Genomic DNA, 23,631 nt, shown 5'->3' on the forward strand with positions numbered 1-23,631 from the left:
TTGTTAAATAAACGCACGTTATGCCCGCGAGGTGACGTTTCGCCGCGCCCTCGCTCCCGATGATTACGACAGTTCGCGCACGGCTGCGGCGCGGCGTGAGTTGGGAGTCATCCTGATTGTCGTCGCCGCGCTGGGCATGCTGATCTGGAACGGCAGCAGCCTGCTTCAGCAAGTCGTCACCGGCCTGCCGCCAGCCGTCACCGTGACCGTGAAGATTGCGGCCGGAGCGCTCGTGCTGAACGTTGCGCTGCTCCTGTTCGGGTGGCGGCGCTACGTTGATCTGCACCATGAAGCGGAGCTGCGGGCGGACGGCGAGCGGCGTGCCGCGATCATGGCCGTCACCGATCCCACCACCGGACTGGCCAATCGGAAGGGGTTTGCCGACCGGGCCCAGGCCGTGCTGGCGCGGGCGAAGTCGGTGGGACAGGCCGTGGCCGTCGTTTCGCTTCAGATGCATCGATTCAAGACGGTCAACGACCGCCACGGCCATGACTGCGGCGACGAGCTCCTGCGGCTGATCGCCAATGGCCTGAACGAGATTGTGCCCCCGGGGGCGGTGCTGGCGCGACTTGGGGCCGACGAATTCGCACTCGCCATGCCGCACCCTCGCGGTGAGCAGCAAGCGGTTGCCGCGCTTGCCGAAGCCATGCTCAAGATCGTCAGCAGGCCCTATGCGATCGATGATCGGATCACCCAGGTCGGGGCCTTCGCCGGGATCTCCAGCCAGTCGGCGGACCAGCAAGCGGTGATCGGGGACGGCCTGCGTCGGGCCGACATCGCACTGGAACACGCCAGCGGGTCGAGGGCGGCGCGGGCGGTTTGGTTCGACGCCGGCATGGAGCAGGAACTGATCGCCCGTGGTGAGCTGGAGCAGGCGATCCGCATCGGCCTGGAGCTCGGCCAGTTCGTGCCCTTCTTCGAACCCCAGGTCGATCTGCGCACCGGCCAGATCATCGGCTTCGAGGTGCTGGCTCGCTGGGACCATCCGACCCACGGCGCGATCGGTCCCGACCTGTTCATCCCGGTCGCCGAGGAGATCGGCCTGATCGACGAATTGTCGACCAGCATCATGGCCGCAGCGCTTGGCCGCGCCCGCGACTGGGACCCTTGCATCTCCCTGTCCGTCAACTTCTCCCCGTCCCAGCTTGGCGATGCGTGGCTGGCGCAGAAAATCGTGCGGCTGCTGACCGAGACCGGGTTTCCGGCCGACCGGCTGGTCATCGAGATCACCGAAAGCTCACTGTTCGCCGACATGGACATGGCGCGAACCATTGTTGACAGTCTCAAGAACCAGGGCATCCGCCTAGCGCTCGACGACTTCGGGACAGGTTTCTCGTCGCTGTCCCACCTGCGCGCGCTTCCGCTGGACGCAATCAAGATCGACCGGAGCTTCGTCGCCAACCTGCACAAGGACCGGGAAAGCGCCGCCATCGTCAAAGCCGTGACGACCATGGGGCATGCCTTGTCGGTGCCCGTCACGGTCGAGGGAATCGAAGACGCGCCAACCCTTGCCGCGGTGCTGGCGATGGGCGCGGCCCATGCGCAGGGCTGGTATTTCGGCAAGGCGATGAACGGCGACAAGGCCGAGGAACTGCTGCGCGCGCGTCAGCCTTTGCCCCTGACGGAGCGCCGCACCGCCTGACCTGTCCCGTTTGCGGACACGTGGACCCGGCCTTGAGCCGCGGAGTTCTTGAGCGTGGTAAAAAACGCTTTAAGGTTTCGCCATGCCGTCGACCACAATTGTCGCCGAACCTCCGATCCGCCTCGAGCGGCGCCGCGCGGGTATCGTCGCGATTTCCCCGGAGGGAAGCAGCCTAAGGAGCGATCTGCGGCTGTTTTCCGCGACCTTCGCCGCGGGTTTCCTGTTCGTCAGCCTGTTCATTGCCTGAGCCCCACGGGCTTATTGGACTACGATGATTCCCTTCATGCCGAAGCCCGAGTGGAGAAACTTGCCGCAGTGGACCCGGTAGGTCCCACGCTGCGGGACCAGTTCCACCACTGCCTGCTGTCCACCCTTCAGGTCGACTTTCCCGTCCGAGACCTTGCCGCCCACGATGCGCGACGCCTGGAAGAATTCCCGGGCGGTGAAGTCATGCGACCGGCCGCCCTGGTTCACGAACGTCATGCGCACCGGCCGGTCGGCCTGGAGCACGAGCGGCGACGGGTCGAAGCGGTAGCTGGACAGGTTGACGGTGACCGTGGCTGGAGCGGCCTGGCTGCTCTGGGCAACGCCCGGTAAGGCAGCGAATAGTGCAGCGGCGGCAAGACGAATGCGGGTCATGGCACCCTCCTGTGACTCCACCTTCAGTCTAGCACATCGGCGGATCTAACGAGAGCGGCCAAGCTTGCACCCCGGGCCGCTGCCTCCGATATGAGACGTAGTGAACAAACGGAGGGGCGCGTGGCAAAGGACAAGAAGAGCGGCAAGAAATCGGCCAAGAAGGCCGAGGCCGTCGAGCTGATCGCAGGTCCCCAACCTGTGAAAGCGTCCAAGAAGAAGAAAAAGGACGTGTCTGACAAACATCATGGCGGGCTGGAAACGCTGGCGAAGCTGGCCGAACATCCGCTCGTCGGCGACCTTCTGGCGGTGGGCGCCTTGGCTGCAGTTGCCGCCATCGCGGAAAGCGGCAAGGCCGATCCTGCGGCGGTGAAGTCGGCCAATGCCGTCAAGTCGGCAGGCAAGGCTGCGGCGGCGGCAATCGGTGCCCGGCTGCTCAAGGAATTCGCGGCGGCGGACGCTAGCAAGCAGAACGCAAAGGCCTAGGACCCGCGCCTTAGTAAGGTCAGCCGTGCGCGACCGGTGTCGCGTTCGGCGTCCAGCACATAGTCCGCGGGATCAACCGCGTCCCCGCGCGCGGTCTCGATCGCCAGCCAGCCCCCCGGCGCAAGCCAGCCGGTGGCTGCGATGGCGCGCACCAGCTGCGATCCTGCGCCGGCACCATATGGCGGATCGGCCAGGATCAGGTCGAACAGCCTTCCCGACGGCAGCGCGGTGGCCGAATGGGCGCGGATCGAGATCCGCTCCTGCGCTCGGAAGGCGGCCGCATTCGCTTCGATCGTCCGCCGCGCGGCGGAATCGGTCTCGACGAACGTGGCGTGGGCAGCGCCCCGGGACAGCGCCTCTAAGCCCAGTGCCCCGCTGCCCGCGAACAGGTCGGCCACCGTCAATCCGTCGAAACTGCCGAGGCGGCTCGCCAGCATGGAGAACAAGGTCTCGCGCGTGCGGTCCGCCGTCGGGCGGGTGGACAGCCCGTGCGGGGCGGCCAGCTTGCGCCCGCGCCACTCGCCGGCGATGATCCTCATTTGAGGGTGCGGCGGAACTGGAACAGCTGCTCGCGCGGGACTTCCGCGACCTGGCCGATGTCCAGCCCTTCGACGGTGAACGGACCGTAGGACGTGCGGATCAGGCGGGACACCTGCAGCCCGAGGTAGGCGAGCACCCGCCGAACCTCGCGGTTCTTGCCTTCGGTGAGGCTCATCTCGATCCAGCAGTTCCGTCCGGTTCGCCGCTCCAGGTTGGCGTCGATCGAGCCGTAGCGCACACCTTCAATCGTCACCCCTTCGGACAGGTCCTCCAGCTGCGCCTGCCTGACTTCACCGAACGCTCGAGCCCGATAGTGGCGGACGACGCCTGTGCTGGGCAGCTCCAGCTGCCGCTTGAGCTCACCGTCGTTCGTCAGCAGCAGCAGTCCTTCGGTCATGAAATCGAGGCGCCCGACCGGCATCACCCGGGGGAGACCCTCGGGCAGCCGGTCGTAGATGGTCGGCCGACCCTTGGGATCGTTGGCGGCGGTCAGGGTGGTCGGCGGCTTGTAGAAGCGCCACAGCCGCGCGGCCGCCGGCGGCTTCACCGGCTTGCCGTCCACGGTCACACCAGCGAGGGTCTCGAGCAGGGTCGCCGGGGTTGTCAGCACCTCGCCGTTCAGCGCGATCCGCCCGTCGGCGATCATCCGCTCGATGTCGCGGCGCGAGGCGATGCCCGCCCGGCCGAGCAGCTTGGCAATGCGTTGTGGGCCGCTGTCGCGCGTTGCAGGGGGGCCACTGCGCGGCGCTGCCGGGCCTTTGCCGCGCGTGGCTCGCGGCACGGACGGTCGCGTCGTTCGTTGCGGCAAAACTCTTTTCCTTTCGAGGGTCTCAAATGCTGTTCGGCAAGCGCACCAGGATCGTCAAGCGCATCTTGGTGGTGGAAGACGAGCCGTTGGTCGCCTTCGACAATGAAACCATGATCGCCGATGCGGGCTATGAGGTGGTCGCCACCGTCGACCGCTACGCCGACGCGGTCGCCCAACTGGACGAGAGCGAGGTCGACCTGATCCTCAGCGACATCTTGCTGACCGGCGAACGCAGCGGCGTCGACCTGGCGCGCGAAGCCAAGCGGCGCGGCGTGCCCGTCCTGTTCGTGACCGCCCATCCTCCCGCAGGCGCCGAGGAACTGGCGATCGGCCACCTGCTGAAGCCGTACAACGAGCGGGCGCTGAAAGCGGCCCTGAAAGCCATCGACCGGCATCTCGCGGGCAAGTTGGCCGACCCGCCCGAAGGGCTGGTCTTCTACTCCGCCTAGGCGAGCGCCTGGTCGACCAGCGCGTGGAACTGGGCGATGCCGCTTTCCAGCAGGCCGAGCGTCACCTCCTCGACAAGGCCGGAGGCCAGCCCCTGGTGGCACAGCGCCGCAGCGCGGAAGTCCTCTCCGCCGAACGTGCCCTCGTCGAGCAGCTCCCAGCTCCTGCGCCAATGCTCCTCCGCCTGGGGGGTGGCCGGCGCTTCCGGGATCAGCATGACGTCCTCGACCAGCGTTTGCTCGACCGACTGCGGCAGACAGATCAGCAGGTTGATGTAGTCGGGGCTGACCACGACGACGGCATTGGGGAACAGGTGGTAGGTATAGGTCACCGCCCGCCGAAGCGCCGCCCAGTCGCTGCGGTCCATCGCGGCGAGATAGTCCGCCCGGCCGACCGCCGCCCGCTGGTGCGGGCCGATCCGGTCGGCAACGGTGATCCCGTCGGCGAAAAAGGGAGCGATGGTGGCGGCGTGGAGCCGCTGGACGTGGTAGCTCTCCAGGAAGGCGTCGATCACCAGCTTCCAGTTGGCCGCCACCGCGTGGGCGTGCCGGCGGTAGAGGTGCAGGCCGGCCAGGCCGAACGCATCCATGTCCTCGCTCAAGGCTTCCACCGGCGCGAAGTCGGTCTCCGCCGACCGGCCGAACCAGATCAGGCCGCCGCTCTCGACCACCGGGAAACGGGTCAAGGCATAGTCCGCCTTGTCGAGCCACGGGAAGCATTCGGCTCGCGGCAGGGCCAGCAGGCGGCCGTCCGGCTTGTACGTCCAGGCGTGATACGGGCAGACGATCCGCAAGGCAGGCACCACCTCGCCGCCCTCCAGCAGCCGGGTGCCGCGATGCCGGCAGACGTTCGCCAGCACATGCACCCGGCCGTCACCATCGCGGCTGACGATCAGCGGCACCTCGTAGCCGTCGTGAGCCACCGCCCGGTTCGCCGCCGGCAGCAGCGCCGACGGGCCGAGCAGCAGCGGCAGCCGACCGAACAGCCGCTCCTGCTCCCGCTCGAAACGGCGCGCGTCAAGGTAAACGTCGGCGGAGACCCGCTCGACCCGCTTGCCCAGCGCTGCTTCGCCCCGCGCCAAGGCTTCGGCGAGTGCCTGCTGGCCAGGAGTTGGCCTGGCCGATCGGACCGGTGCGTCCATGAGGGCGATGGTGCGCCTGTTGCGGCTGGCTGACAAGCACCCTCTGGTCAGCCGTCGCAGCGCTGCTAAGCAGGGCGACCGAGTTGGCGGAAGGGGTTGGGAATGGCGACAACGGCGATCGGCGACGATCTGGACACCAGGGAGCTGAAAGGCTGGCGCCTGCTCAAGGTGGCGCTGCGCCAGCGCAAGACCGCGATCATGCTGGTGTTCGGCTTCTCCTCCGGCCTGCCGTTCTCTTTGCTCGTCGGAACGCTGAACGCCTGGCTGGGTGAAGCGAAGGTCGACCTCGCCACCATCGGCATTATCTCGTGGATCGGGCTCGCCTACGCGTTCAAGTTCCTGTGGTCACCGCTGGTCGATCGCACGCGGCTTCCGCTGCTCGGCTCGCTCGGACGGCGAAGGGGCTGGCTGCTGCTGTGCCAGATTGTCCTTGCGGGGACCTTCCTGGCCTTGTCGCTGACCAACCCGGTGCTGGCGATCGGAACCTTTGCCCTGGTCGCCGTGATCGGCGCCTTCGCTTCGGCGACGCAGGACGTCGTCATCGACGCCTGGCGCATCGATGTGGCCGACGACCGCGCGACCGTGGATATCCTGTCGTCGATCTACCAAATGGGCTTTCGGACCGCGGCGCTGGTCGGCGGCGCGCTGGCCTTGGTGCTGTCCGCCCGGATCAGCTGGCCTGGCGTGTATGCCGTGATGGGCGTGGTGATGGCGCTGACGATCATCGCGACCCTGCTGGCCCCCGACACCGCGCGGGCTCACGAGGACCGTGAAAGCTCCGCCCTGCGCGAGCAGGGTGCGATCGATCCGCGGGTGCGCGCGATTGCACTCGGCATCGTTGCGCTCGGCTGGCTGTGGGCAATCTACACGATCGCCGCGTTCATGGTGCGCATGCTGAACGTCGCTCCGGGCGATCCCAACCCGCCCAAGGCGAGCGACTTCACGGCGAGCGTCGGACCCTGGATCATCGCCATCACGGTCGTCCTGCCGATGATCATCGCCGCCTGGCTCGACCGGATGAAGTCGCAGGGCCGCTATGTGATCGAACAGGCAGCGCCGGCCCGGACCACTTGGGACCGTGCGGCCGACCATGCCTACAACGCCCTGCTGCTGCCGCTAACGGACCTGATCCGGCGGCTGGGATGGGGCGCGGTGATCGTCTTCGGGATCATCCTCACCTACCGCTTAACCGACAGCATCTGGGGTCCGTTCGCGTTCCCCTTCTACCTGGGCGAGATGCAGTACACCGCCGACGAGGTCGCCTTTGCCTCGAAAGTGTTCGGCGTCTTCATGACGATCGCCGGGATCGCGATTGGCGGCATCATGTTCGTCACGCTCGGGCGGATGCCTACGCTGATGATCGGCGCAATCCTCGCCGCGGCCACCAACCTGCTCTACGCCGACCTGGCCGCAGGCGGGGCCGCGATCGATGCCTTTGCCAACCTGTTCGGGCTGAACGCGCTCGGTGCGGACCCGCGCATGGTGCGGCTGATGGTGGCGATCTCCGGCGAGAATATCGCCGGCGGCCTGGCTGGCGCGGCGTACGTCGCCTACCTGTCGTCAATCGCCAGCAAGGAGTTCAGCGCCGTCCAATATGCGCTGCTGTCGTCGCTGACCTTGCTGGTCGGGTCGCTCGGGCGTGGAGCGCTCGGCGAGATGATCGACACCCAGGGCTATGTGCCGGTGTTCTACCTGACGGCTGCGCTGGGCGGCATCGCAGTCGTATTCTGCGCACTGGAATGGTTGCGGTCTGAACGGAGCCGGAGAAGTGCCGATCCGTCACGGCTGCCGCAGAGCGACGCAGCCCGGGTAATGGAGGGCGACACCGCCTAGTCGGGCACCTCGCCGTTGAGGGCCAGCACTTCTCCGGCAAGGTAAAGCGACCCCAGGATCAGCAGCGGGCGGTCGGCCGGCATGGCCGCGACGGCGTCGGCGATCCGCTCGAACGGACTGGCCTCGAAGCCCAGTTCGTTTGCGATCCCGGCCAGTTCGCCCGGCGCGTAGCAGTCGTGGTCCGCCACTGGCACGGTGTGGACCTGGACCGCGAGCCCGAGGAACGGCTCCAACAGCCCTCGGGGATCTTTGCTCTTCAGGCTTGCCGTGATGAGGTTCACTCCGGACGCACCGAACCGCCGCAGCACTTCGCGGGCGAGGATCCGCGCCGCTGCCGGGTTGTGGGCTCCATCAAGCCAGATCTCGCGCCCGCTCGCCAGCGGCCCGGGGCCTAGCTGTTGCATCCGCGCTGGCCACTGCGCCCAGCCCATTGCCGCGGTAAGGGCGCTGTCTGGCACCGACAGCCGTTCCTGGTGGCGCAGCATCGCCACCGCCAGGGCCGCGTTCCGCGCCTGGTGCGATCCCGGGAGGCGAGGCAGGGGCAGGGTCAGGGCACCCTTCGCGTCGCGGTAGCGGATCGATCGTCCGTATCCGATTGCGTCCCAGGCGCCGCCGCGGGGCAGCCAGGGTGCGCCCTGCCCGTCGGCGATCCAGGCAATCCGTTCCGCTACCCCGCGCGGATACAGGTGCGTCACCAGCGGCACCCCGGGCTTGGCGATGCCGGCCTTTTCGGCGGCGATGTCGATCAGCCTTTTGCCCAGCCACTGCTGGTGATCGATCCCGAGCATCGCGATGCCGCAGACCAGCGGCCGCTCAACGATGTTGGTCGCGTCCAGCCGGCCCCCAAGCCCGACCTCCAGCACCAGTGCGTCGGCCGGAGTCCGGGTGAACGCCAGGAAAGCGGCGGCGGTCGTCACCTCGAAGAAACTCGGCTCGATCCCCTCGGCCGCGTCGAGCACCTCACCTAGCGTTGCGGCAAGTTCGTTGTCGCTGATCAGGCTTCCCGCGAGGCGGATGCGCTCGTTGAACCGCACCAGATGCGGGCTGGTGAAGACGTGGACCCGGTGGCCTGCGGCTTCCAGTGCGGCGCGGACGAAGGCGCAGGTCGATCCCTTGCCGTTGGTCCCGGCGACATGGAAGATCGGCGGCAAGCGGTCCTGCGGCCGGCCGAGCCGCTCCAGCAGGCGCGTGATCCGGTCGAGGCCAAGCCGGTCGCCGCCGGGGGAGAGCAGGGCCAGCCGGTCAAGCTGCGCCTGGACCGCGGGGGAGGACGAACGGGCGAAGTCCATCATCCTCTCCCGCTTGGCGGAGGGGAGGGAGCCGCGCCCGCGGCGGAAGGGGTGGGTGTGTCCGATGCCGGGCGCCAGACCCACCCCCAGCCCCTCCCGCGAGCGGGAGGGGAGCCCGTCACGCCGCTTTCCTCTGCGGCGCGAGATAGTCGATCAAAGTGCCGAGCCGCTCGCGCAGGTCCGCGCGATGGACGACCATGTCGATCATTCCATGCTCCAGCAGATACTCGGCGCGTTGGAAGCCTTCGGGCAGTTTCTCCCGGATGGTCTGCTCGATCACCCGCTGCCCGGCGAACCCGATCAGCGCACCCGGCTCGGCCAGTTGCACGTCGCCGAGCATGGCATAGGATGCCGTGACGCCGCCGGTGGTCGGATCGGTCAGCACAACGATGTAGGGCAGCCCGGCCTCGTGCAGCTGCGCCAGCGCCACCGTGGTCCGCGGCATCTGCATCAGGCTGAGGATGCCTTCCTGCATCCGCGCGCCGCCGGCAGCAGTGAAGATGATGTAGGGCGCATGGTCAGCGATCGCTGCCTTCACTCCGGCGACAAAGGCAGAGCCGACCGCGACGCCCATCGAGCCGCCCATGAAGGCGAAGTCCTGCACCCCGACGACCACCCTGCGCCCATTGATCGATCCGCGCGCATTGAGCAGCGCGTCACGCTCGTCGGTGCTGCTGCGCGCCGCCTTGATGCGGTCGGTGTAGCGCTTGGTGTCGCGGAACTTGAGCGGGTCTTCGCGCACCTCGGGGGGCGCGAGCCTATCATACTTGCCGTCGTCAAACAGCAAGGCGAAGCGCTGGTGCGCGCGGATCCGGTCGTGGTGGTCGCAACGCGGGCAAACGTAGAGGTTTTCCTCCCATTCCTTGAGGAAGACCATCGACTCGCACTTTCGGCACTTGTGCCAGAGGCTGTCGGCAACCTGCCGCTTGGGGAGGAAAGGAATGCCGTTCCGGACTCGGTTCAGCCAGTTCATGATGCGATCCTGTACATGGTGGCGCAGCGCCTAAACCCGGGCGAGTGGCGTGTCCAATCTAGAGGGTGGCTGCAATTCCCCGTGCGGCTTCGGCCGGATCGGCGGCAGCGGCGATCGGGCGCCCGATCACCAGCATGGAGGCGCCGCCATCCAGCGCCGCACGCGGCGTGATGACCCGCTTCTGGTCGCCGATGTCGCCACCCTCTGGACGAACACCGGGCACGACCAAATAGCCTTGCGGCCACGCGGCATGCGCGGCCGCGACTTCCGCGCCCGAACAGACGATGCCGTCGAGTCCGGCCGAGCGCGCCAGGCGGGCCAGCCGCTCCACCTGCTCGGCCGGGGCGCCGCCGACGCCGGTCGCCAGGAGATCGTCCGCGTCAAGGCTGGTCAATACGGTCACCGCGACGATCTTGGTGCCCGCCGGGGCGGCGGCCTTCGCTGCGGCCAGCATGGCGTGCCCGCCCGCTGCATGGACAGTCAGCACTGCGGGCGTCAGCGGCGCCAGCGCTGCCACCGCCTTGCCGACCGTGTTGGGGATGTCGTGGAGCTTGAGGTCGAGAAACACCGGTAGGCCCAGCACCGACAACTGCATGACGCCGTCGGGCCCATTGGCGGCGAAGAACTCCAGGCCGAGCTTGATCCCTCCGACCAGCCCACGCAGCGAGCCGGCGAGGCGGGTGGCAGTGGCGAGGTCCGGAGTGTCGAGCGCGACGAAGATCGGACTCACGCGGTCAGTTCCTCGTCGTGAGGCGCCGCCGCGGGCGGGTTGGCGGCCGCGATGGGCTGCTGCACGGACAGCTTGCGCCGCAACCGCCACAGCTTGGCGCGAAGAACGAAGAGCGGCGGCAGGAAGCCGAGCAGGAACGCGATCACCAGAAGCAGCGGCAGCTTGATGTCAGCCTGCAGGTTCCCCCACAGATTGACGGTCACGTCGGACCAGTTGTTTCGCGCCATGATCGCCACGAACACGGCAATAACGACCCAGAACAGGGTGCGCAGGAACTGCATGGGCGGTTTCTTAAGGCAGCGCGCCAGCCTTGACCAGCGCGAGTCGCGTTCGTCGCTGCAACCTATCGGCCTGCCGCACGTCTAACAGGCAGGCAGTTGAGCCCCGCCCAATCGCCCGCCACTGTCGCGGGCGGGGAGGATGAGAAACTGAACAAGCTGCAACTCGCAGGCGTGGGGGCATGCCTGTTGACCGCTGGTGCACTGGCCAGCATCCGTGTCGTGGACGAACCGGTCACTGCCAAGGTGGCGGTGAACCCCGCCGCCGCGCATCTCTACCTTGCCAAGGTCTCGCCGGCGGCTCGGCAGCGGATCGACTATGCCAGCCTTGATGCGCGGCTGAAGCGGCTCGCCGAACAGCCCACCGTCGTGGGGCTCGCCGTCGGCGTGGTGGAGAACGGCCGCATCACCTTTCTGTCGGGCTATGGCGAAACGCTCGAAGGATCGGGCGATAAGGTTACGCCCGAGACGGTGTTCCGCTGGGCCTCGGTATCGAAGGGCGTCGCCTCCACCGCCGTCGCCAAGCTCGCCGAGCAGGGCAAGCTCGACCTGTCGGCGCCGGTCGCGAATTATGCTCCCAGCCTGAAGCTTCCCGGCGGCGCCGAATATCGCGCGACCGTGTCGGACGTGCTCAGCCATCGCCTCGGCCTGTACCGCAACGCGCTCGACAACAAGTTGGAGGAGGGGCAGCAGCCCGCGGTGCTCCGCCGCGAGCTGTCCACCCTCAATGCGATCTGCGCGCCCGGCACCTGCTGGAGCTACCAGAACATTGCCTACGATGCGGCGTCGGAGATGGTCGTCAAGGCGACCAACACCCCGTACGAGCAGGCGCTCACGCAAATGCTGTTCGCGCCCATCGGTATGAGCAGCGCCAGCGTCAGCCGAGATGGCCTGATTACTGCCAGGAGCTGGGCGCGCCCGCATAGCGTCGGCGGTCGGCCGCTCGAGGTGCTGGAACCCTATTACCGCGTCCCGGCAGCGGGCGGCGTGAACAGCAACATCAAGGATCTGGCGCTGTGGATGATCGCGCAGTCCGGCGGGATGCCGGACGTGCTCAGCCCGCGCTTGCTGTCGACCATCCATCGCCCCCTGGTGAAGACTCCCGGCGAGCGCGGCCGCCTGCGCAAGTTCCTGGAGCGGGTCGGCGACGCCTATTATGGCCTTGGCTGGCGGTCGTACGACTATGCCGGCCACCCGATCGTCGGCCATCGGGGCGGAGTGGCAGGCTACCGCTCGCTCATCCTGTTCGACCCGGGCAGCAAGAGCGGCGTGGTGGCGCTATGGAACAGCAACACCAGCCAGCCGGGCGGCCTCGAGTTCGAGGTCATGGACATGATCTTCGGTCTGCCGTTCCGAGACTGGATGGAGCTCGACCGCAAGCCCGGCGCACCGCCGCTCGCGGTCACCGCCGAGCCGGCGCCCGAGGAAGTCGCCGCCGTTGCGCCGGCCGGATCCGCCAGGCGCGCCACCCGCTGATCCCTTGGGCAAAGCTGCGATTGCTTCGCAGGTGGAACATAGCTCCTCCCGTGCCGGTTGCCCGGCGGAAGGAGACCATCAATGGCCGACAAGAAAAGTGCACCCGACGCCGTCACCCTGCTGAAGGAGGACCACCGCAAGGTGGAAGAGCTGTTCGCGGACTTCGAAAAGGCCAAGGGCGACGGCCGCAAGAAGAAGCTTGCCGAGCAGATCTGCGCCGAACTGATCGTCCACACCCGGATCGAGGAGGAGATCTTCTACCCGGCCTGCGAGGGCAAGGTCGAGGAGGACGACCTCAAGGAAGCCTATGTCGAACATGACGGCGCGAAGGTGCTGATCGCCGACATCGCCAAGGGCGGCCCGGACGACGAATATTACGACGCCAAGGTGAAGGTCCTCCAGGAAGAGATCGAGCACCACGTCAAGGAAGAGGAGAGCCGGCTAAACGGCATCTTCGCACAGGCCAAGCGGGCCGGCGTCGACATGGACGCCCTGGGCGAGGAGATCGCCGCCCGCAAGGCGGAACTGATGGCGCAGATCGAGAAGAATGGCTTGCCCAAGCCGAAGCTCACCACCATGAGCCAGGGCAAGGCCTGACCCTCACGAAAAAGCCCGGTGCCTGTTGGGCACCGGGCTTCCACGGAGCAGGAGGGGCTGCTTCCGATCAGGCGCCGATCAGCACGGGCGTTCCGACGTCCGTCACCTGATACAGCTTGGCCGCGAATGACGAGGGCAGGCGCACACAGCCGTGGCTCGCCGGACGCCCCGGGTTGATCCCGGCATGAAGAGCGATGCCGAACTGATCGAGCCGCTGCATGTGCGGCATCGGCGCGTTGTCGTACTTTACCGAGCGGTGCATCGGCTTCTTCTGCAGGATGGGGAAGATACCGGTAGGCGTATCCTTGCCTGGCTTGCCGCTGGAAATGGTCGAGACCGCAACCAGCAGGTCGCCGCGATACAGGAACGCCAGCTGGTCGGTCAGGCTGATCACCACCCGCGGCTCGCCCGATGCGTCGACGTCGGTGCGCCACAGATATTTGCCGGGCTTGAGTTCAGTCGTTCCAAACGCCTCTGCCATGTCGGCAAGGGCGATACTGGCAGCGCTGGCGGCGGTCTGCTTCGCCTCAGGCGTCTCGACCGGCCCCATGGCCGAGGCCGGAGCCGCGAGGGCGAACAATCCCGATGCCGCAAGCGCAAGCGCTAGCTTCTTCATTTTACGCTCACTTTTTCTATTGACTTTCTGGAATGCTAAACGAGCAAGGCTCCGCTTGCGTTCCAAAAAAGTCGCCGGGCGTTACGACTCGGGGCAGGGTATGATGGCGCTAATTGACTGAAGAACCGCTACTTTCCAAGTGTTTGGCCAGGTCGCTGGAACCACCGATTCGTTCGCCGTCGATGAAGATCAGCGGTGTAGTGGGGATGCCATGCTCGGCCTTGAACGCGTCCACCTCGTCGCGGCTGCGCAGGATGTGTTCGTCGATCGCAAAGCCGGCGCTTTCCAGCATCTGCTTGGCTCGCAGGCCGAACGGGCATTCATGGTCGGGCAGGACCATCCGGTAGAGGGTAGCCTCGCGAGGGTCGGGCATGTCTTGTCTCCTTGCCTTACTAACCGGTTGACCGGCAAAGTGTTTCATCGCCGGCGCAGCCTTGACTAGTAGGAGTTGGCTGCCGAACGATCGGTATGCCGCGCCTGACCGACCCCAAGCAGCTGAAACTGTTTCTCCTCCAGCTTTCCCTGACCGGGAACCTCAGCCTCTCGGCGCAGCGTGCCGGTCTGGCCGTCTCGGGGATCCACAAGCGCCGTGCGCGCGACCCTGCTTTTGCGGATGACGGGAACTGCGCGGCGGCACGTTTCCGCTCCTCATCCAGCCGCCCGGGTGGCCAGGCGGCCGGAAAGGCATTCCTGACCACGGCATGAACCGTGCAGCTTTCCCGCGGTCCCCGCCGAGGGCCGCAGTTCCGCCGTGCTCCGGGCCGGGCAGTTGACCGCGGCCGGTATTGCTTCGGAGGCTGCGGACACCGAGATGACCGCGATGGAGGCCGCCGAGTTCCTGCAGAGGGTTCGCCACCGCCACGAAGGACCGCGCTCCCCGAACCTTGAATATGCCACCTGGGCCGAGGTCGAAGAATGGTTCTCAAAGGCCCTGCACCAGAGGGGTCAGCACCGGCCACGCACGGGGCGCTAAAAGGAAGGGCGCCTCCGCGATCGCGGAAGCGCCCCATTCTTTTGCGGCTAGGTCGACTTACAGGAAGAAGTCACCGCTGTTCACGTCGGCGACGCCGAACAGCACCACGGCGAAGTCGGGAGTGCCGCCGTCGACGTTGCCGAACAGGATGGTCACCGGACCTTCGAAGGTGCTCGGCTTGTCCTGCCCGTCGATGTCGATGCCCAGGGCCATTTCGGCGCCCTGGACGCTGTCATAGACCTTGTAGGTCAACTCGCCGGCATTCTTGTTCGCCGCCATGCCGCGGAACGTGAACGCCTGGTCGCCGGCGAGCCCGGAGATTGCGTCGAGCCCGCTGAGGTCAATCTTGTCGACGCCCGACTGGAAGTCGGTGATCCGATCGATCGAGAACGAGCCCAGCTTGGTCGCGACCTTGCTGGAGTTGAACTCGCCGACAAACGTGTCGCTGCCGGCGCCACCGGTCAGCCAGTCCATGCCGTCGCCGCCGATCAGGCGGTCGTTGCCCGCTCCGCCGACCAGCTGGTTCGCCTGGGCGTTACCCGTCAGGACGTTGTCGAGCTCGTTGCCGGTGGCGCTGACGGCCAGTCCGGTCAGAACCAGGTTCTCGACGTTGGCGGTCAGCGCATAGTCGATGGAGCTGGAAACGGTGTCGACACCTTCGTCGGCAAGCTCCGTCACCACGTCACCGGCCGCTTCGACGAAGAACAGGTCGTCGCCGCGTCCGCCAAGCATGGTGTCGTTGCCAATACCGCCGTCGAGGATGTCGTTGCCCGCACCCGCACCGATGATGTCGTTGCCGGCATTGCCCTTGAGCAGATTGTCGGCCTGGTTACCGATCAGATTGTCATGACCGGAGCCACCGATCGCATTCTCGATCACCGCGCCATAGGCGATGCCGAAATTGTCGGTCAGCCGGCCGATGGCGGCATTGGCCTGCAGTGCTGCCATGTTCGCATCATAGGTTGCGCGGGTGTAGGTTGCATTGGAAATGCCTGCGGCAGTCCGGTTCGCGACAACCTGCTCGTAGGTCGGCGCGGTGTCGAAGGTGACCCCGCCGATGCTGCTCAGCGAGCCCGGCGTGAGATCGATCACCTGATCGGTGGCAAAGCCCGACGCATCGATCGTGTCGTTGCCGCCGGCGTCCCAGATGGCGCCAATCGGAGCCGGGGTCTTGTTGAAGTCGAATGCATCGCGGCCGGCGTTGGAGTTGAAGCCGTACACGGTGTCGCCGGTACGGGTGGTCATGTCGGCGCCGTACATCTTCTGAATGGCGGCGATGTCGTGGATCAGCGGCACGGAGCTGTAGGCGGTGCCAGAGATGTGGAAGTCGAAATGCCGCGCGCCGAGCGAACTGGCGTTGAAGTAGGACATCACCGAATAAGCGCGGGTGTCCTGTGCATATTCCGCATTGACCGTGTAGGTGATGGAACGGCCCGGAGCCGCATTGTAACCGCCCGGGTGGCTGAGGCCGAGCCCGTGGCCCGCTTCGTGCAGCAGGGTCTGCATGCCGTAGCCGCCTTCGTCGAGCTGGAAGTTGCTCGCCTGGCTGGCAGAGATCCAGCTGTCGCCGCCGACTTCGCGAACTTGGCCGCTAAGGGTTGTATCCAGGCCAGCGGTCGGAATGCGGGCGTAGGCCTGGGTGGTTGGCGCACTCGCCAGGTTGCCGAAGTTCATGTCGGCGTCATCGGCGTTCGTTTCGCGGAAGCTGACCGCCGCCACATCGTCCCAGCTGGTCATGATCTCGCGGGTGGCATCGCGCTGAACCGTGTTGAACGACGCGAAGTTGAAATATTCGGACAGCGCGTAGTTCGTCATCACGCCCTGCGCGTTGGGGGCGGTGTAGCCGTAGCCGTTGGTCAGCAGCTGGTTCGCATTCTCGAAGAACCCGAAGGTCACGACCTTGTTGTCGTCACCGATGTTGTTCTGACGGCCCATGTTAACGGTGTCGTTGAACCCGTCGAGGAACCCGCCGCCGGTGCGGTTCAGGTGCGCGGCGACCTGATCGGCGCTCCAGATGGCCTTGCCATTGGCGTGGTTGGTTCCGGCCAGCGTGTCGAGCGAAACGCCGTACGCGTCCAGGACACTGTCCGTCTGCTCTTCGATCGGCATCGAGCAGGCCGGGCAGGCGCAGGCGAAATCTTCGGGATTATGCAGCACGATTTCACTCGACATTTAGTGGTCCCTCTTCATCAAACAGGTCGGAAGATGTCAGTGGCGGAGCGTGGATGCTCCTGCGACCGGATCATGCGCGCCCACGGCGACGCAACCGGTGCACGTCAAGGCTTCCGACTCGGCGGAAGCCGGGCGGAGCTTGGCGATTTGGTGGTGTGCGCGGGAGGGTTGCAGCAGGATCAACCGGCGCGAGAACAACCGCAGAGCAGTGCCGCCGTTGATCCCAAACCAAGAACGGCGATACGCTGCCATTCAACTGCCCCCGGAGAAAAGCCAAAGAAAATCAGTGGCTTCTCGAAGGGGCGGACCTTATGGAGAGCAATGACGGCCGTCAATCAGCCGTTGGAACTTTTTTAACTCTGTCCCGATTTGGACACAGTAAGCGGTTTTTGCGAGTGCGGCCAAGGGAGCGTGGAGGGGAACAACATGAAATGGACCGACCTGATCGTGCCCGGCGCGGCTGCCTTGATGCTCGGCGCGTGCGAAAGCCGCGGCGGGGTCGCGCCGGCGGAGAATGGTGATGCGCAAGTGAGCCGGTCAACGGCCGACCCGGCTGTCATGGCATCGGGGGAGCAGAGCGTGAGCAATCAGCAGACCGCAGCGCCCCAGCCATCTACTGGGACCCCCGGAACGCCAACGAAGCAGCCGGCTCCAATTGACCCGAAGACGGTGCAGCCTTCGCCGATCCAGGTCCCGGCAGAGGTGGACCCGCCGCACGTCGATCCCGGGGACAAGGTCCCCGAGTAGGGGGCTTGCGCCTTACTTGACCCGCTCGACCTGCTCGAACTCGAGCTCGACCGGCGTTGCGCGGCCGAAGATGGACACGCCGACCTTGACCCGACCGCGGTCGAAGTCGAGTTCCTCGACCACGCCGTTGAAGCTTGCGAACGGGCCGTCGAGTACCTTGACCGCGTCGCCGATCTCGTAATCGACGTTGATCTTCGCCTTGGGCGCGGCGGCCGCGGCTTCTTCCTTGGTGTTGAGGATCCGCGCAGCCTCAGCTTCGCTGATCGCCTGTGGCTTGCCGTTGGGTCCGAGGAAGCCGGTCACCTTGGGCGTGTTCTTGACTAGGTGGTAGACGTCGTCGCTCATGGTCAGCTTGGCGAGTACATAGCCGGGGAAGAACTTGCGGTCGGAGGTGACCTTCTTGCCGCGGCGGATTTCCGTGACCTTCTCGGTCGGAACCTCGACCGACTCCACCAGTTGCTCCAGCCCGAGGCGGCGGGCTTCGGACTGAATCGATTCGCGAACCTTGTTCTCGAAGCCGGAATAAGCGTGGATGATGTACCAGCGGGACATGTAGGCTGTTTTCCCTGTTGCCTTAGCCGAGGAGGCCGAGGAGGAATTTGACGATCGCTGCGAACGCGCTGTCGACCGCGAAGAAGAACAAGGCCAGCAGCCCGGTGAGGATGAACACCATCACCGCCGTCACCCAGGTCTCCTTGCCGGTCGGCCAGACGACCTTGCCTGCCTCGACCCGGACCTGCCGGATGAATTCGCCGGGAGAAACTTTCGCCACCTGACTGTGCACCTCGAAGAGATAGAAAAACGAGGTCCGCAGGGCTTCCCCGCCGGACCTCGGACGCCGGGCGATGTAGCGCCGTTCGCCGGATGCTTCAAGGCGGGCCGCGCCGCGGCTTCGCGCTCGCTCGCGAAGCTCAGGCTTCGCTCACTCGCTTCGGCCGGGCAGGGGCAGAGGGACTCGAACCCACGACCCTCGGTTTTGGAGACCGATGCTCTACCAACTGAGCTATACCCCTAGGCCGACCGCCATTCCCTACGAATCCTACAAACTTCAGGAAGTCCGGATCAGCGGGAAAAGCAGTGCGCAGGTATACGCGCGAGTCCTACTCCGCAAGAGGAGATGCCTCAGGCGGCGATGTCGTAGGGTTGGATCTCGCCCGAGAGATAGAGGTTGCGCGCCTTGGTGCGGCTGAGCTTGCCCGATGAGGTCCGCGGCAAGGTCCGGGGAGGAACCAGTTCCACCACCGGGGTGATGCCGGTGATTGCCCTCACCCGCTCGCGGATGTCGTCGCGGAGGCGACCGCGTTCGCTCGGGTCCGAGACGCGGCAGTGGACCAGCACGGCGGGCGTTTCCTCGCCGGAGGGACCGCTGATCGCAAAGGCGGCGATGTCGCCGGACTTGAACCCAGGCAGTTGCTCGACCGCCCACTCGATGTCCTGCGGCCAGTGGTTGCGGCCGTTGATGATGATCATGTCCTTGGCGCGGCCGACGATGAAGACGTAGCCCGCCGACAGGTAGCCCATGTCCCCGGTGTCGAGCCATCCATCCTCGCTGAGGCAGGCGCGGGTTGCCTCCTCGTCACGGAAATAGCCGACCATGATGCTCGCGCCGCGCACGAACACCTTGCCGATGCCGCGGTCGGGAAGGGTTTCGCCGCCAGCACCGCGGACCTCGATCTCCATTCCTTCGACCGCCTTGCCGCAATTCACGATGGCGCGGTACCGCCGGGGCCGCTCCTGCGCGGGTGTGCCCACGCCGGACAGCTCGCTTTCCTCGACCAGTTCGAGCCGGATGCCCTCGCCTGGCGGCATCAGCGACACGGCGAGAGTGGCCTCCGCAAGGCCGTAGCTCGGGCAGAAGCTTTGCGCCTTGAACCCGGCGTCCGCGAAGCTGTCGACGAACGCCTGCATGACGTCGGGGCGGATCATGTCGGCCCCGTTGCCCGCGATCCGCCAGCGCGAAAGGTCGAACCGCTCGGACGCTTTCAACTGGCTCGACATGCGCCGCGAGCAGATGTCGTAGCCGAACGTCGGCGAGTAGGAGAGGGTCGTGCCGGGATTGCGGCTGATCATGTCGAGCCAAGCCAGCGGGCGCCGCGCGAAGTCCTCGGTCTTGAGGTAATCGACGCTGAGCTGGTTGGCGAGCGGCGAAAGCATGCAGCCGACCAGGCCCATGTCATGGTACCAGGGCAGCCAGGAGATGCAGCGGTCGCTGTCAAGCACCTTCAGCCCCAAGCCATGGGCGCGTAGATTGTCGAGCAGGGCCGCGTGAGTCACCGCTACGCCATGCGGAAAGCGGGTCGATCCGCTGCTATATTGCAGATAGGCGATTTCGCCGGGATCAGAGGTGGGCAGGGTTCCACGGCCCGGCTCGATGTTCGTCAGCGACTCCCACGGTCGCGCCCCGACGCCGCACTCGGCGGCGGCCTGGCTGGCGAACTCGGCAAGCTCCGCCGGGTAAAGGAACAGCGCGGGATCGCTGCTCCCGAGCATTATCTTGAGCTGGTCGACATACGCATCCCGACCCCCGAAGCTTGTCGGGAGAGGCAGTGGCACCGGCCAGCAGCCCGCGTAGATCGCGCCGAAGAAACAGGCCGCGAACTCGGGACCGGTCTCCGCCACCAGGGCAATCCGGTCGCCTTTGCCCAAACCAAGCGCCGCGAAACGGTGGGCATGCTCCAGCGCTTCGCCGCGGAGTTCGAAGAAGGGATAGGCGCGGACCAGATTGCCACGGGCATCGTGGAAGTTCATCCCGCGCACACCCTTGGCGGCATAGTCGAGGGCTTCGCCAAGGGTTTTGAAATCAGCGATGCGACGCGGCAGGACGTCCGTGGTCGGAGTAGCGCCCGGGGGGGAGAGATCGGCCGTGATGAGAGAGTGATCGTCGCTCACGCGATCTTCCTGTGTTGTTGTTCCAAGCGGCTGCACGCACCGCAGGCCGCCAGCCGGCGTACCTCTTCCCTTTCAATCTCTCCGGGGAGTGTGGCACAATCAAGGCGTGACCAGGACCCAGGACGAGCGGCGCGGAGGGCGGCGGGCACGGCCTCCACTCGGGGATGAAGCGCTGCGGGAGCTGGCGCTGGCGTATGTGTCCCGGTTCGCGACCACCCGGGCGCGGCTCCGCGACTATCTGCGGCGTAAGGTCCGCGAACGGGGATGGGGCGGCGATGGCCCTCCCGATTTCGACAAACTGGCGGATCGGCTTGCCGAACTGGGCTATGTCGATGATGCCGCATTCGCCTTGGCCAAGTCCCGGTCCCTGTCGGCGCGAGGCTACGGGGCACGCCGGGTGGACCAGGCGCTCCGTGCCGCAGGGGTCGACGAGGGCGATGGGGAGGGCGCGCGCGCCCTGGCTCTGACGGAAGCGGCCGAAGCCGCGTTACGCTTTGCGAGGCGGCGGCGGCTTGGACCTTTCGCCGCAGCACCGACGGATCCCTCAGGCCGACAAAGGGCTCTCGCCGCAATGGTTCGGGCCGGCCATGACTTCGCCTTGGCGCGGGCCGTCATCGACACTCCGCCCGGAGCGGAAATCAGCGTGGAGCAGCTGTTAACCTATTGATAGTCACGAAGTAGTAACCCTTTTGCTAAGTTCCGGCTGGCCGTGCTACAAGTGGCATTGTGCAACCAGAGTCCGCGCCACGCTTACCTGACGAATCGTCTCTGTCCGGAGGGATTTCAGGGGCGGAGCCTGCCGCAATTCGGGCGTCCGGACGCGTGAAATGGTTCGATGCCACCCGCGGCTTCGGTTTCATCGTCAGCGACTCGGTCGAAGGCGACATCCTGGTTCATTTCAGCGTCCTTCGTGAACACAACCGCCGCAGCCTGCCCGAGGGGGCACTTGTGGAGTGCGACGTGGTGCGCCAGAACCGCGGCCTTCAGGCCAGTCGGGTGCTGTCGATCGATACGACAGACGCAGTGGTGCCTCGCCCGGCTCAGCCGGCCAGCCGAGCCGATCGGCAGGATCGCGAGGCGCTGCTGGGCGAAGCTGGCGAGTTCGAGCCGGTGGAGGTGAAGTGGTTCAATCGCGTAAAGGGTTACGGCTTCCTCAATCGCCCGGACGGCACCGGGGGCGACATCTTCCTGCACATGGAGACGGTCCGCCGGTCGGGCATCGCGGACCTTCAGCCGCAGCAACTGGTCGAGGCCCGGATCGCGGAGGGCAAGAAGGGTCTCACGGCCGTCGACCTGCGGCTGCATGGCTGATCGCGGCGGCGCTTCTGCCGCTGACGCTGGGGGCCGCAGCCTGCCAGCCGCAGGAGCAGCAGCCCCGGCTTGAGCGATCCGCGGCGGGACTGATGCAGGTTCCGCTGACCATCACCGGCGCGAGTGGCAAGATGCACCGCTTTACCGTGGAAGTCGCTGCGACTCCGGCCGAGCAGGCGCAGGGGCTGATGAACCGAGAAACGCTCGGCCCGGACCAGGGCATGATCTTCCCGTTCGAACAGCCGCGCGATGCCAGCTTCTGGATGAAGAACACGCTTATCCCGCTCGACATGATCTTCATCCGCACCGACGGCACGATCGCCCGGATCGAGCCGAACACGGTTCCGCTCTCGCTGGAGCCGGTGCTGTCGCTGGAGCCGGTGGCCGCGGTCCTGGAGCTGGCCGGCGGGCGCTCCGCCGAGCTGGGCATCGAGGCGGGCGACCGGGTCAGCTGGCCGCGCTGAATAGCCGGGCGGCATCGTCGCTTGCGCTCGGTGCAGCGACAAGGCAGAGGCATCGACCCATGGGAATCCTGGCTCGCATCTTCACCTGGTGGAACGGCGCATCGCTCGGCACGCGCTTGTTCACGCGTCGCCACGGGCGCGAAGTCGGGCGGGACGAAGCAGGGAACGTCTACTTTCAGCATCGCAAGGATCCGGCTCGCCGCTGGGTGATCTACGAAGGGAGCAACGACGCCAGCCGGGCGCCGCCCGGCTGGACGAGTTGGCTGCGCGGCCAGATCGATGACGTGCCCTCCAAAGCGCTTCCGCCCCGCCGCGCGTTCGAGCAGGCCCCGGTTCCAAACCTGACCGGCACCGAGAAGACCTACCGGCCGAGCGGATCGCTCTCGCGCGGCGGCCAGCGGGCCGCCGCGACCGGCGATTACCAGGCGTGGACCCCGGAATAAGGGTGCGCACTGCGGTTGCCTCCGTGGTGGCGCTGCTTGCGCTTGCGGCCTGTCGGCAGGGCGGGGACGAAGCGGGCTCGTCGCCGGGAAATCGGCAGCAGCCTGCTGCCCAGCAGGGTTCAGCCGGGGCGCCGGCGCCCGTGGCTGGCGCCACGCCGATGCCTGAGCGCGTCGCGGTGCTGGGCTTCCTCAACAAGCGCAACGGCATCGCGCGGGACATCACGCTGAAGCCGGGCCAGGCCGTCCGATTCAAGGATGCCATCGTCCGGCTGCGCGCCTGCGAAACCACTCCCCCATGGGAGTTCGACAAGCTGACCGGCGCCTTTGTTCAGCTGGACGTGCAGCAGCCCGGCGGAACTGGGTGGCGGCGGGTGTTTTCCGGCTGGCTGTACAAGGAATCCCCGTCGCTGAACGTGGTCGAGCACCCGGTCTACGATGTCTGGCCCAAGAGCTGCGTGATGAACTTCCCCGACGCTCCCGAACAAGCTCCGGCTTCGGACGAGGACAGCAGCACGTCCAATGCGGTCCAGTCGGGTGGCGGAGCGCCGTCGCGGGCTAGGGCGGCCGACAGCAATCCGACGTAAGCGTCTCGCGGTACCGTCACCGCGCCAAGGCTGGCGAGGTGATCTGTCATGAACTGGCAGTCGAGCAACGTGAACCGCCCGACCCGGAGCCGGGCGATCAGCCAGGCCAAGGCGACTTTCGAAGCATCGCGAGCACGGCTGAACATGCTTTCGCCGAAAAAGGCGCGGCCAAGCTTCACCCCATAGATTCCGCCGGCCAGCCGTTCGCCCTCCCACACTTCTATGGAGTGGGCGTGGCCCCAGGCGTGCAGCCTCAAGGCGGCCTGCTCGATCGGATGGCTGATCCACGTCTCGGCCCGGTCCGCACAGCCGGCGATCACTCCAGCGAAGTCGCGATCGCAGGTGACGGTGAAACGGTTGGAGCGGATGCGCTTGGCGAGCGATCGCGAGAGATGGAAGCCGTCCAGCGGAAGGATCGTGCGTTCGCGTGGTTCCACCCAGAAGACATCGGCAGCCTCGCGATCGTCCGCCATCGGGAACACGCCAGTCGCGTAGCCTTGAAGCAGCAGGCGGGGATCGAGGGCGGCCATCGGTTGCTTTAACGCACGATCGGATT

General features: G+C 66.4%; 29 protein-coding genes, 1 tRNA gene and 1 pseudogene. 15 read left to right on the top strand and 16 right to left on the bottom strand.

Annotated elements, in window-relative coordinates; genetic code table 11:
- Nucleotides 1-31: 31 nt before the first annotated feature.
- Nucleotides 32-1,642 (top strand): putative bifunctional diguanylate cyclase/phosphodiesterase, encoded by a 1,611-nt coding sequence (locus ACFQPG_RS11390; RefSeq protein ID WP_380813321.1) that lies wholly within the window; start codon nucleotides 32-34, stop codon nucleotides 1,640-1,642.
- Nucleotides 1,643-1,724: 82 nt separating this feature from the next.
- The gene (locus ACFQPG_RS11395; RefSeq protein ID WP_380813324.1) at nucleotides 1,725-1,889 is read left to right on the top strand and encodes a hypothetical protein; all 165 of its coding nucleotides are present in this window, start codon (nucleotides 1,725-1,727) and stop codon (nucleotides 1,887-1,889) included.
- An 11-nt stretch (nucleotides 1,890-1,900) separates the two neighbouring features.
- On the opposite strand, the gene ACFQPG_RS11400 is transcribed toward ACFQPG_RS11395, so the two are convergent.
- Nucleotides 1,901-2,281 carry a cupredoxin domain-containing protein gene (locus tag ACFQPG_RS11400; RefSeq protein WP_380813327.1) on the bottom strand — a complete coding sequence of 127 codons (381 nt, stop codon included), beginning with the start codon at nucleotides 2,279-2,281 and terminating at the stop codon, nucleotides 1,901-1,903.
- Nucleotides 2,282-2,401: 120 nt separating this feature from the next.
- Here ACFQPG_RS11400 and ACFQPG_RS11405 point away from each other — a divergent pair, with 120 nt between their 5' ends.
- Nucleotides 2,402-2,764: a hypothetical protein gene (locus tag ACFQPG_RS11405; protein WP_380813330.1), complete on the top strand. Its 363-nt coding sequence runs from the start codon at nucleotides 2,402-2,404 to the stop codon at nucleotides 2,762-2,764.
- On the opposite strand, the gene rsmD is transcribed toward ACFQPG_RS11405, so the two are convergent.
- Together rsmD and ACFQPG_RS11415 are read right to left on the bottom strand one after the other, a co-directional pair.
- Nucleotides 2,761-3,303 (bottom strand): 16S rRNA (guanine(966)-N(2))-methyltransferase RsmD, encoded by a 543-nt coding sequence (gene rsmD / locus ACFQPG_RS11410; RefSeq protein ID WP_380813333.1) that lies wholly within the window; start codon nucleotides 3,301-3,303, stop codon nucleotides 2,761-2,763. The two genes, ACFQPG_RS11405 and rsmD, sit on opposite strands and share 4 nt — an antisense overlap.
- Nucleotides 3,300-4,085, bottom strand: a complete 786-nt coding sequence (locus ACFQPG_RS11415) for a pseudouridine synthase (RefSeq protein ID WP_380813336.1) — start codon at nucleotides 4,083-4,085, stop codon at nucleotides 3,300-3,302. Before ACFQPG_RS11415 ends, rsmD begins: the two co-directional genes overlap by 4 nt.
- Nucleotides 4,086-4,138: 53 nt before the next feature.
- On the opposite strand from ACFQPG_RS11415, the gene ACFQPG_RS11420 reads away from it, so the two are divergent.
- A complete protein-coding gene (locus ACFQPG_RS11420) occupies nucleotides 4,139-4,561 on the top strand; it encodes a response regulator (protein ID WP_380813339.1) in 423 nt (140 codons plus the stop codon).
- On the opposite strand, the gene ACFQPG_RS11425 is transcribed toward ACFQPG_RS11420, so the two are convergent.
- Entirely contained in the window at nucleotides 4,558-5,700 is a 1,143-nt protein-coding gene (locus ACFQPG_RS11425; RefSeq protein ID WP_380813342.1) for an aromatic ring-hydroxylating dioxygenase subunit alpha, read from the bottom strand. The genes ACFQPG_RS11420 and ACFQPG_RS11425 overlap by 4 nt on opposite strands.
- A 102-nt stretch (nucleotides 5,701-5,802) precedes the next feature.
- Between ACFQPG_RS11425 and ACFQPG_RS11430 the strand changes: the two genes are divergently transcribed.
- Complete coding sequence (locus ACFQPG_RS11430; protein WP_380813345.1) at nucleotides 5,803-7,533, top strand: AmpG family muropeptide MFS transporter; 1,731 nt, start codon at nucleotides 5,803-5,805, stop codon at nucleotides 7,531-7,533.
- On the opposite strand, the gene ACFQPG_RS11435 is transcribed toward ACFQPG_RS11430, so the two are convergent.
- From ACFQPG_RS11435 to ACFQPG_RS11450, 4 genes are all read right to left on the bottom strand, one after another.
- Nucleotides 7,530-8,825, bottom strand: a complete 1,296-nt coding sequence (locus tag ACFQPG_RS11435) for a bifunctional folylpolyglutamate synthase/dihydrofolate synthase (protein ID WP_380813769.1) — start codon at nucleotides 8,823-8,825, stop codon at nucleotides 7,530-7,532. The genes ACFQPG_RS11430 and ACFQPG_RS11435 overlap by 4 nt on opposite strands.
- A 115-nt stretch (nucleotides 8,826-8,940) precedes the next feature.
- Nucleotides 8,941-9,795: an acetyl-CoA carboxylase, carboxyltransferase subunit beta gene (gene accD, locus ACFQPG_RS11440; RefSeq protein ID WP_380813348.1), complete on the bottom strand. Its 855-nt coding sequence runs from the start codon at nucleotides 9,793-9,795 to the stop codon at nucleotides 8,941-8,943.
- Nucleotides 9,796-9,853: 58 nt separating this feature from the next.
- Complete coding sequence (gene pyrF, locus ACFQPG_RS11445; protein WP_380813351.1) at nucleotides 9,854-10,525, bottom strand: orotidine-5'-phosphate decarboxylase; 672 nt, start codon at nucleotides 10,523-10,525, stop codon at nucleotides 9,854-9,856.
- Nucleotides 10,522-10,806 (bottom strand): hypothetical protein, encoded by a 285-nt coding sequence (locus ACFQPG_RS11450; protein ID WP_380813354.1) that lies wholly within the window; start codon nucleotides 10,804-10,806, stop codon nucleotides 10,522-10,524. The genes pyrF and ACFQPG_RS11450 overlap by 4 nt, the downstream gene beginning before the upstream one ends.
- 96 nt (nucleotides 10,807-10,902) lie before the next feature.
- On the opposite strand from ACFQPG_RS11450, the gene ACFQPG_RS11455 reads away from it, so the two are divergent.
- Nucleotides 10,903-12,279, top strand: a complete 1,377-nt coding sequence (locus tag ACFQPG_RS11455; RefSeq protein ID WP_380813357.1) for a serine hydrolase domain-containing protein — start codon at nucleotides 10,903-10,905, stop codon at nucleotides 12,277-12,279.
- Between the two features lie 81 nt (nucleotides 12,280-12,360).
- Nucleotides 12,361-12,876: a hemerythrin domain-containing protein gene (locus tag ACFQPG_RS11460; RefSeq protein ID WP_380813359.1), complete on the top strand. Its 516-nt coding sequence runs from the start codon at nucleotides 12,361-12,363 to the stop codon at nucleotides 12,874-12,876.
- Nucleotides 12,877-12,943: 67 nt separating this feature from the next.
- Here ACFQPG_RS11460 and ACFQPG_RS11465 read toward each other — a convergent pair whose 3' ends face one another.
- On the bottom strand, nucleotides 12,944-13,492 hold the full coding sequence (locus ACFQPG_RS11465) for a L,D-transpeptidase family protein (RefSeq protein ID WP_380813361.1): 549 nt from the start codon (nucleotides 13,490-13,492) through the stop codon (nucleotides 12,944-12,946).
- A 109-nt stretch (nucleotides 13,493-13,601) separates the two neighbouring features.
- Entirely contained in the window at nucleotides 13,602-13,865 is a 264-nt protein-coding gene (locus ACFQPG_RS11470; RefSeq protein ID WP_380813364.1) for a glutaredoxin domain-containing protein, read from the bottom strand.
- A 95-nt stretch (nucleotides 13,866-13,960) separates the two neighbouring features.
- On the opposite strand from ACFQPG_RS11470, the gene ACFQPG_RS11475 reads away from it, so the two are divergent.
- Together ACFQPG_RS11475 and ACFQPG_RS11480 are read left to right on the top strand one after the other, a co-directional pair.
- A complete protein-coding gene (locus ACFQPG_RS11475) occupies nucleotides 13,961-14,197 on the top strand; it encodes a hypothetical protein (RefSeq protein ID WP_380813366.1) in 237 nt (78 codons plus the stop codon).
- Between the two features lie 46 nt (nucleotides 14,198-14,243).
- Nucleotides 14,244-14,465, top strand: a complete 222-nt coding sequence (locus ACFQPG_RS11480) for a hypothetical protein (RefSeq protein ID WP_380813368.1) — start codon at nucleotides 14,244-14,246, stop codon at nucleotides 14,463-14,465.
- 57 nt (nucleotides 14,466-14,522) lie between these two features.
- On the opposite strand, the gene ACFQPG_RS11485 is transcribed toward ACFQPG_RS11480, so the two are convergent.
- Nucleotides 14,523-16,637 (bottom strand): M10 family metallopeptidase C-terminal domain-containing protein, encoded by a 2,115-nt coding sequence (locus ACFQPG_RS11485; RefSeq protein WP_380813371.1) that lies wholly within the window; start codon nucleotides 16,635-16,637, stop codon nucleotides 14,523-14,525.
- A gap of 426 nt (nucleotides 16,638-17,063) precedes the next feature.
- On the opposite strand from ACFQPG_RS11485, the gene ACFQPG_RS11490 reads away from it, so the two are divergent.
- Nucleotides 17,064-17,384, top strand: a complete 321-nt coding sequence (locus ACFQPG_RS11490) for a hypothetical protein (RefSeq protein ID WP_380813373.1) — start codon at nucleotides 17,064-17,066, stop codon at nucleotides 17,382-17,384.
- Nucleotides 17,385-17,396: 12 nt separating this feature from the next.
- Here the strand turns inward: ACFQPG_RS11490 and nusG are convergent, their stop codons facing one another.
- From nusG to ACFQPG_RS11510, 4 genes are all read right to left on the bottom strand, one after another.
- Nucleotides 17,397-17,936: a transcription termination/antitermination protein NusG gene (gene nusG, locus ACFQPG_RS11495; RefSeq protein WP_380813375.1), complete on the bottom strand. Its 540-nt coding sequence runs from the start codon at nucleotides 17,934-17,936 to the stop codon at nucleotides 17,397-17,399.
- Nucleotides 17,937-17,958: 22 nt separating this feature from the next.
- On the bottom strand, nucleotides 17,959-18,156 hold the full coding sequence (gene secE / locus ACFQPG_RS11500; protein ID WP_380813378.1) for a preprotein translocase subunit SecE: 198 nt from the start codon (nucleotides 18,154-18,156) through the stop codon (nucleotides 17,959-17,961).
- A 168-nt stretch (nucleotides 18,157-18,324) separates the two neighbouring features.
- Nucleotides 18,325-18,397: transfer RNA gene (locus tag ACFQPG_RS11505), tRNA-Trp, on the bottom strand.
- A gap of 109 nt (nucleotides 18,398-18,506) precedes the next feature.
- Entirely contained in the window at nucleotides 18,507-20,273 is a 1,767-nt protein-coding gene (locus tag ACFQPG_RS11510) for a fatty acyl-AMP ligase (RefSeq protein ID WP_380813381.1), read from the bottom strand.
- 106 nt (nucleotides 20,274-20,379) lie between these two features.
- Between ACFQPG_RS11510 and ACFQPG_RS11515 the strand changes: the two genes are divergently transcribed.
- The 5 genes and pseudogenes from ACFQPG_RS11515 to ACFQPG_RS11535 form a co-directional block, all read left to right on the top strand.
- Nucleotides 20,380-20,940 (top strand): regulatory protein RecX, encoded by a 561-nt coding sequence (locus ACFQPG_RS11515; RefSeq protein WP_380813383.1) that lies wholly within the window; start codon nucleotides 20,380-20,382, stop codon nucleotides 20,938-20,940.
- 155 nt (nucleotides 20,941-21,095) lie between these two features.
- Nucleotides 21,096-21,584, top strand: a complete 489-nt coding sequence (locus tag ACFQPG_RS11520) for a cold-shock protein (RefSeq protein WP_380813385.1) — start codon at nucleotides 21,096-21,098, stop codon at nucleotides 21,582-21,584.
- The gene (locus ACFQPG_RS11525) at nucleotides 21,581-22,048 is read left to right on the top strand and encodes a DUF192 domain-containing protein (RefSeq protein WP_380813772.1); all 468 of its coding nucleotides are present in this window, start codon (nucleotides 21,581-21,583) and stop codon (nucleotides 22,046-22,048) included. The genes ACFQPG_RS11520 and ACFQPG_RS11525 overlap by 4 nt, the downstream gene beginning before the upstream one ends.
- Nucleotides 22,049-22,107: 59 nt before the next feature.
- Nucleotides 22,108-22,491 (top strand): NADH:ubiquinone oxidoreductase subunit NDUFA12, encoded by a 384-nt coding sequence (locus tag ACFQPG_RS11530; protein WP_380813388.1) that lies wholly within the window; start codon nucleotides 22,108-22,110, stop codon nucleotides 22,489-22,491.
- A gap of 158 nt (nucleotides 22,492-22,649) precedes the next feature.
- Nucleotides 22,650-22,886, top strand: a pseudogene (locus tag ACFQPG_RS11535) (DUF2155 domain-containing protein); the annotation flags it as partial.
- A 35-nt stretch (nucleotides 22,887-22,921) separates the two neighbouring features.
- Here the strand turns inward: ACFQPG_RS11535 and aat are convergent.
- Entirely contained in the window at nucleotides 22,922-23,605 is a 684-nt protein-coding gene (gene aat / locus ACFQPG_RS11540) for a leucyl/phenylalanyl-tRNA--protein transferase (protein WP_380813390.1), read from the bottom strand.
- Between the last annotated feature and the right edge of the window lie 26 nt (nucleotides 23,606-23,631).

It is taken from the genome of Sphingomonas sp. GCM10030256 (assembly GCF_042666415.1).
Taxonomy (GTDB): domain Bacteria; phylum Pseudomonadota; class Alphaproteobacteria; order Sphingomonadales; family Sphingomonadaceae; genus Sphingomicrobium.

Coding starts and splice junctions, on each gene's coding strand:
- ACFQPG_RS11395 (WP_380813324.1), top strand. CDS start 1,725: ATGCCGTCGACCACAATTGTCGCCGAACCTCCGATCCGCCTCGAGCGG.
- ACFQPG_RS11400 (WP_380813327.1), bottom strand. CDS start 2,281: ATGACCCGCATTCGTCTTGCCGCCGCTGCACTATTCGCTGCCTTACCG.
- rsmD (WP_380813333.1), bottom strand. CDS start 3,303: ATGAGGATCATCGCCGGCGAGTGGCGCGGGCGCAAGCTGGCCGCCCCG.
- ACFQPG_RS11420 (WP_380813339.1), top strand. CDS start 4,139: ATGCTGTTCGGCAAGCGCACCAGGATCGTCAAGCGCATCTTGGTGGTG.
- ACFQPG_RS11425 (WP_380813342.1), bottom strand. CDS start 5,700: ATGGACGCACCGGTCCGATCGGCCAGGCCAACTCCTGGCCAGCAGGCA.
- ACFQPG_RS11430 (WP_380813345.1), top strand. CDS start 5,803: ATGGCGACAACGGCGATCGGCGACGATCTGGACACCAGGGAGCTGAAA.
- ACFQPG_RS11435 (WP_380813769.1), bottom strand. CDS start 8,825: ATGATGGACTTCGCCCGTTCGTCCTCCCCCGCGGTCCAGGCGCAGCTT.
- accD (WP_380813348.1), bottom strand. CDS start 9,795: ATGAACTGGCTGAACCGAGTCCGGAACGGCATTCCTTTCCTCCCCAAG.
- ACFQPG_RS11450 (WP_380813354.1), bottom strand. CDS start 10,806: ATGCAGTTCCTGCGCACCCTGTTCTGGGTCGTTATTGCCGTGTTCGTG.
- ACFQPG_RS11460 (WP_380813359.1), top strand. CDS start 12,361: ATGGCCGACAAGAAAAGTGCACCCGACGCCGTCACCCTGCTGAAGGAG.
- ACFQPG_RS11465 (WP_380813361.1), bottom strand. CDS start 13,492: ATGAAGAAGCTAGCGCTTGCGCTTGCGGCATCGGGATTGTTCGCCCTC.
- ACFQPG_RS11470 (WP_380813364.1), bottom strand. CDS start 13,865: ATGCCCGACCCTCGCGAGGCTACCCTCTACCGGATGGTCCTGCCCGAC.
- ACFQPG_RS11475 (WP_380813366.1), top strand. CDS start 13,961: ATGCCGCGCCTGACCGACCCCAAGCAGCTGAAACTGTTTCTCCTCCAG.
- ACFQPG_RS11485 (WP_380813371.1), bottom strand. CDS start 16,637: ATGTCGAGTGAAATCGTGCTGCATAATCCCGAAGATTTCGCCTGCGCC.
- ACFQPG_RS11490 (WP_380813373.1), top strand. CDS start 17,064: ATGAAATGGACCGACCTGATCGTGCCCGGCGCGGCTGCCTTGATGCTC.
- nusG (WP_380813375.1), bottom strand. CDS start 17,936: ATGTCCCGCTGGTACATCATCCACGCTTATTCCGGCTTCGAGAACAAG.
- ACFQPG_RS11530 (WP_380813388.1), top strand. CDS start 22,108: ATGGGAATCCTGGCTCGCATCTTCACCTGGTGGAACGGCGCATCGCTC.
- aat (WP_380813390.1), bottom strand. CDS start 23,605: ATGGCCGCCCTCGATCCCCGCCTGCTGCTTCAAGGCTACGCGACTGGC.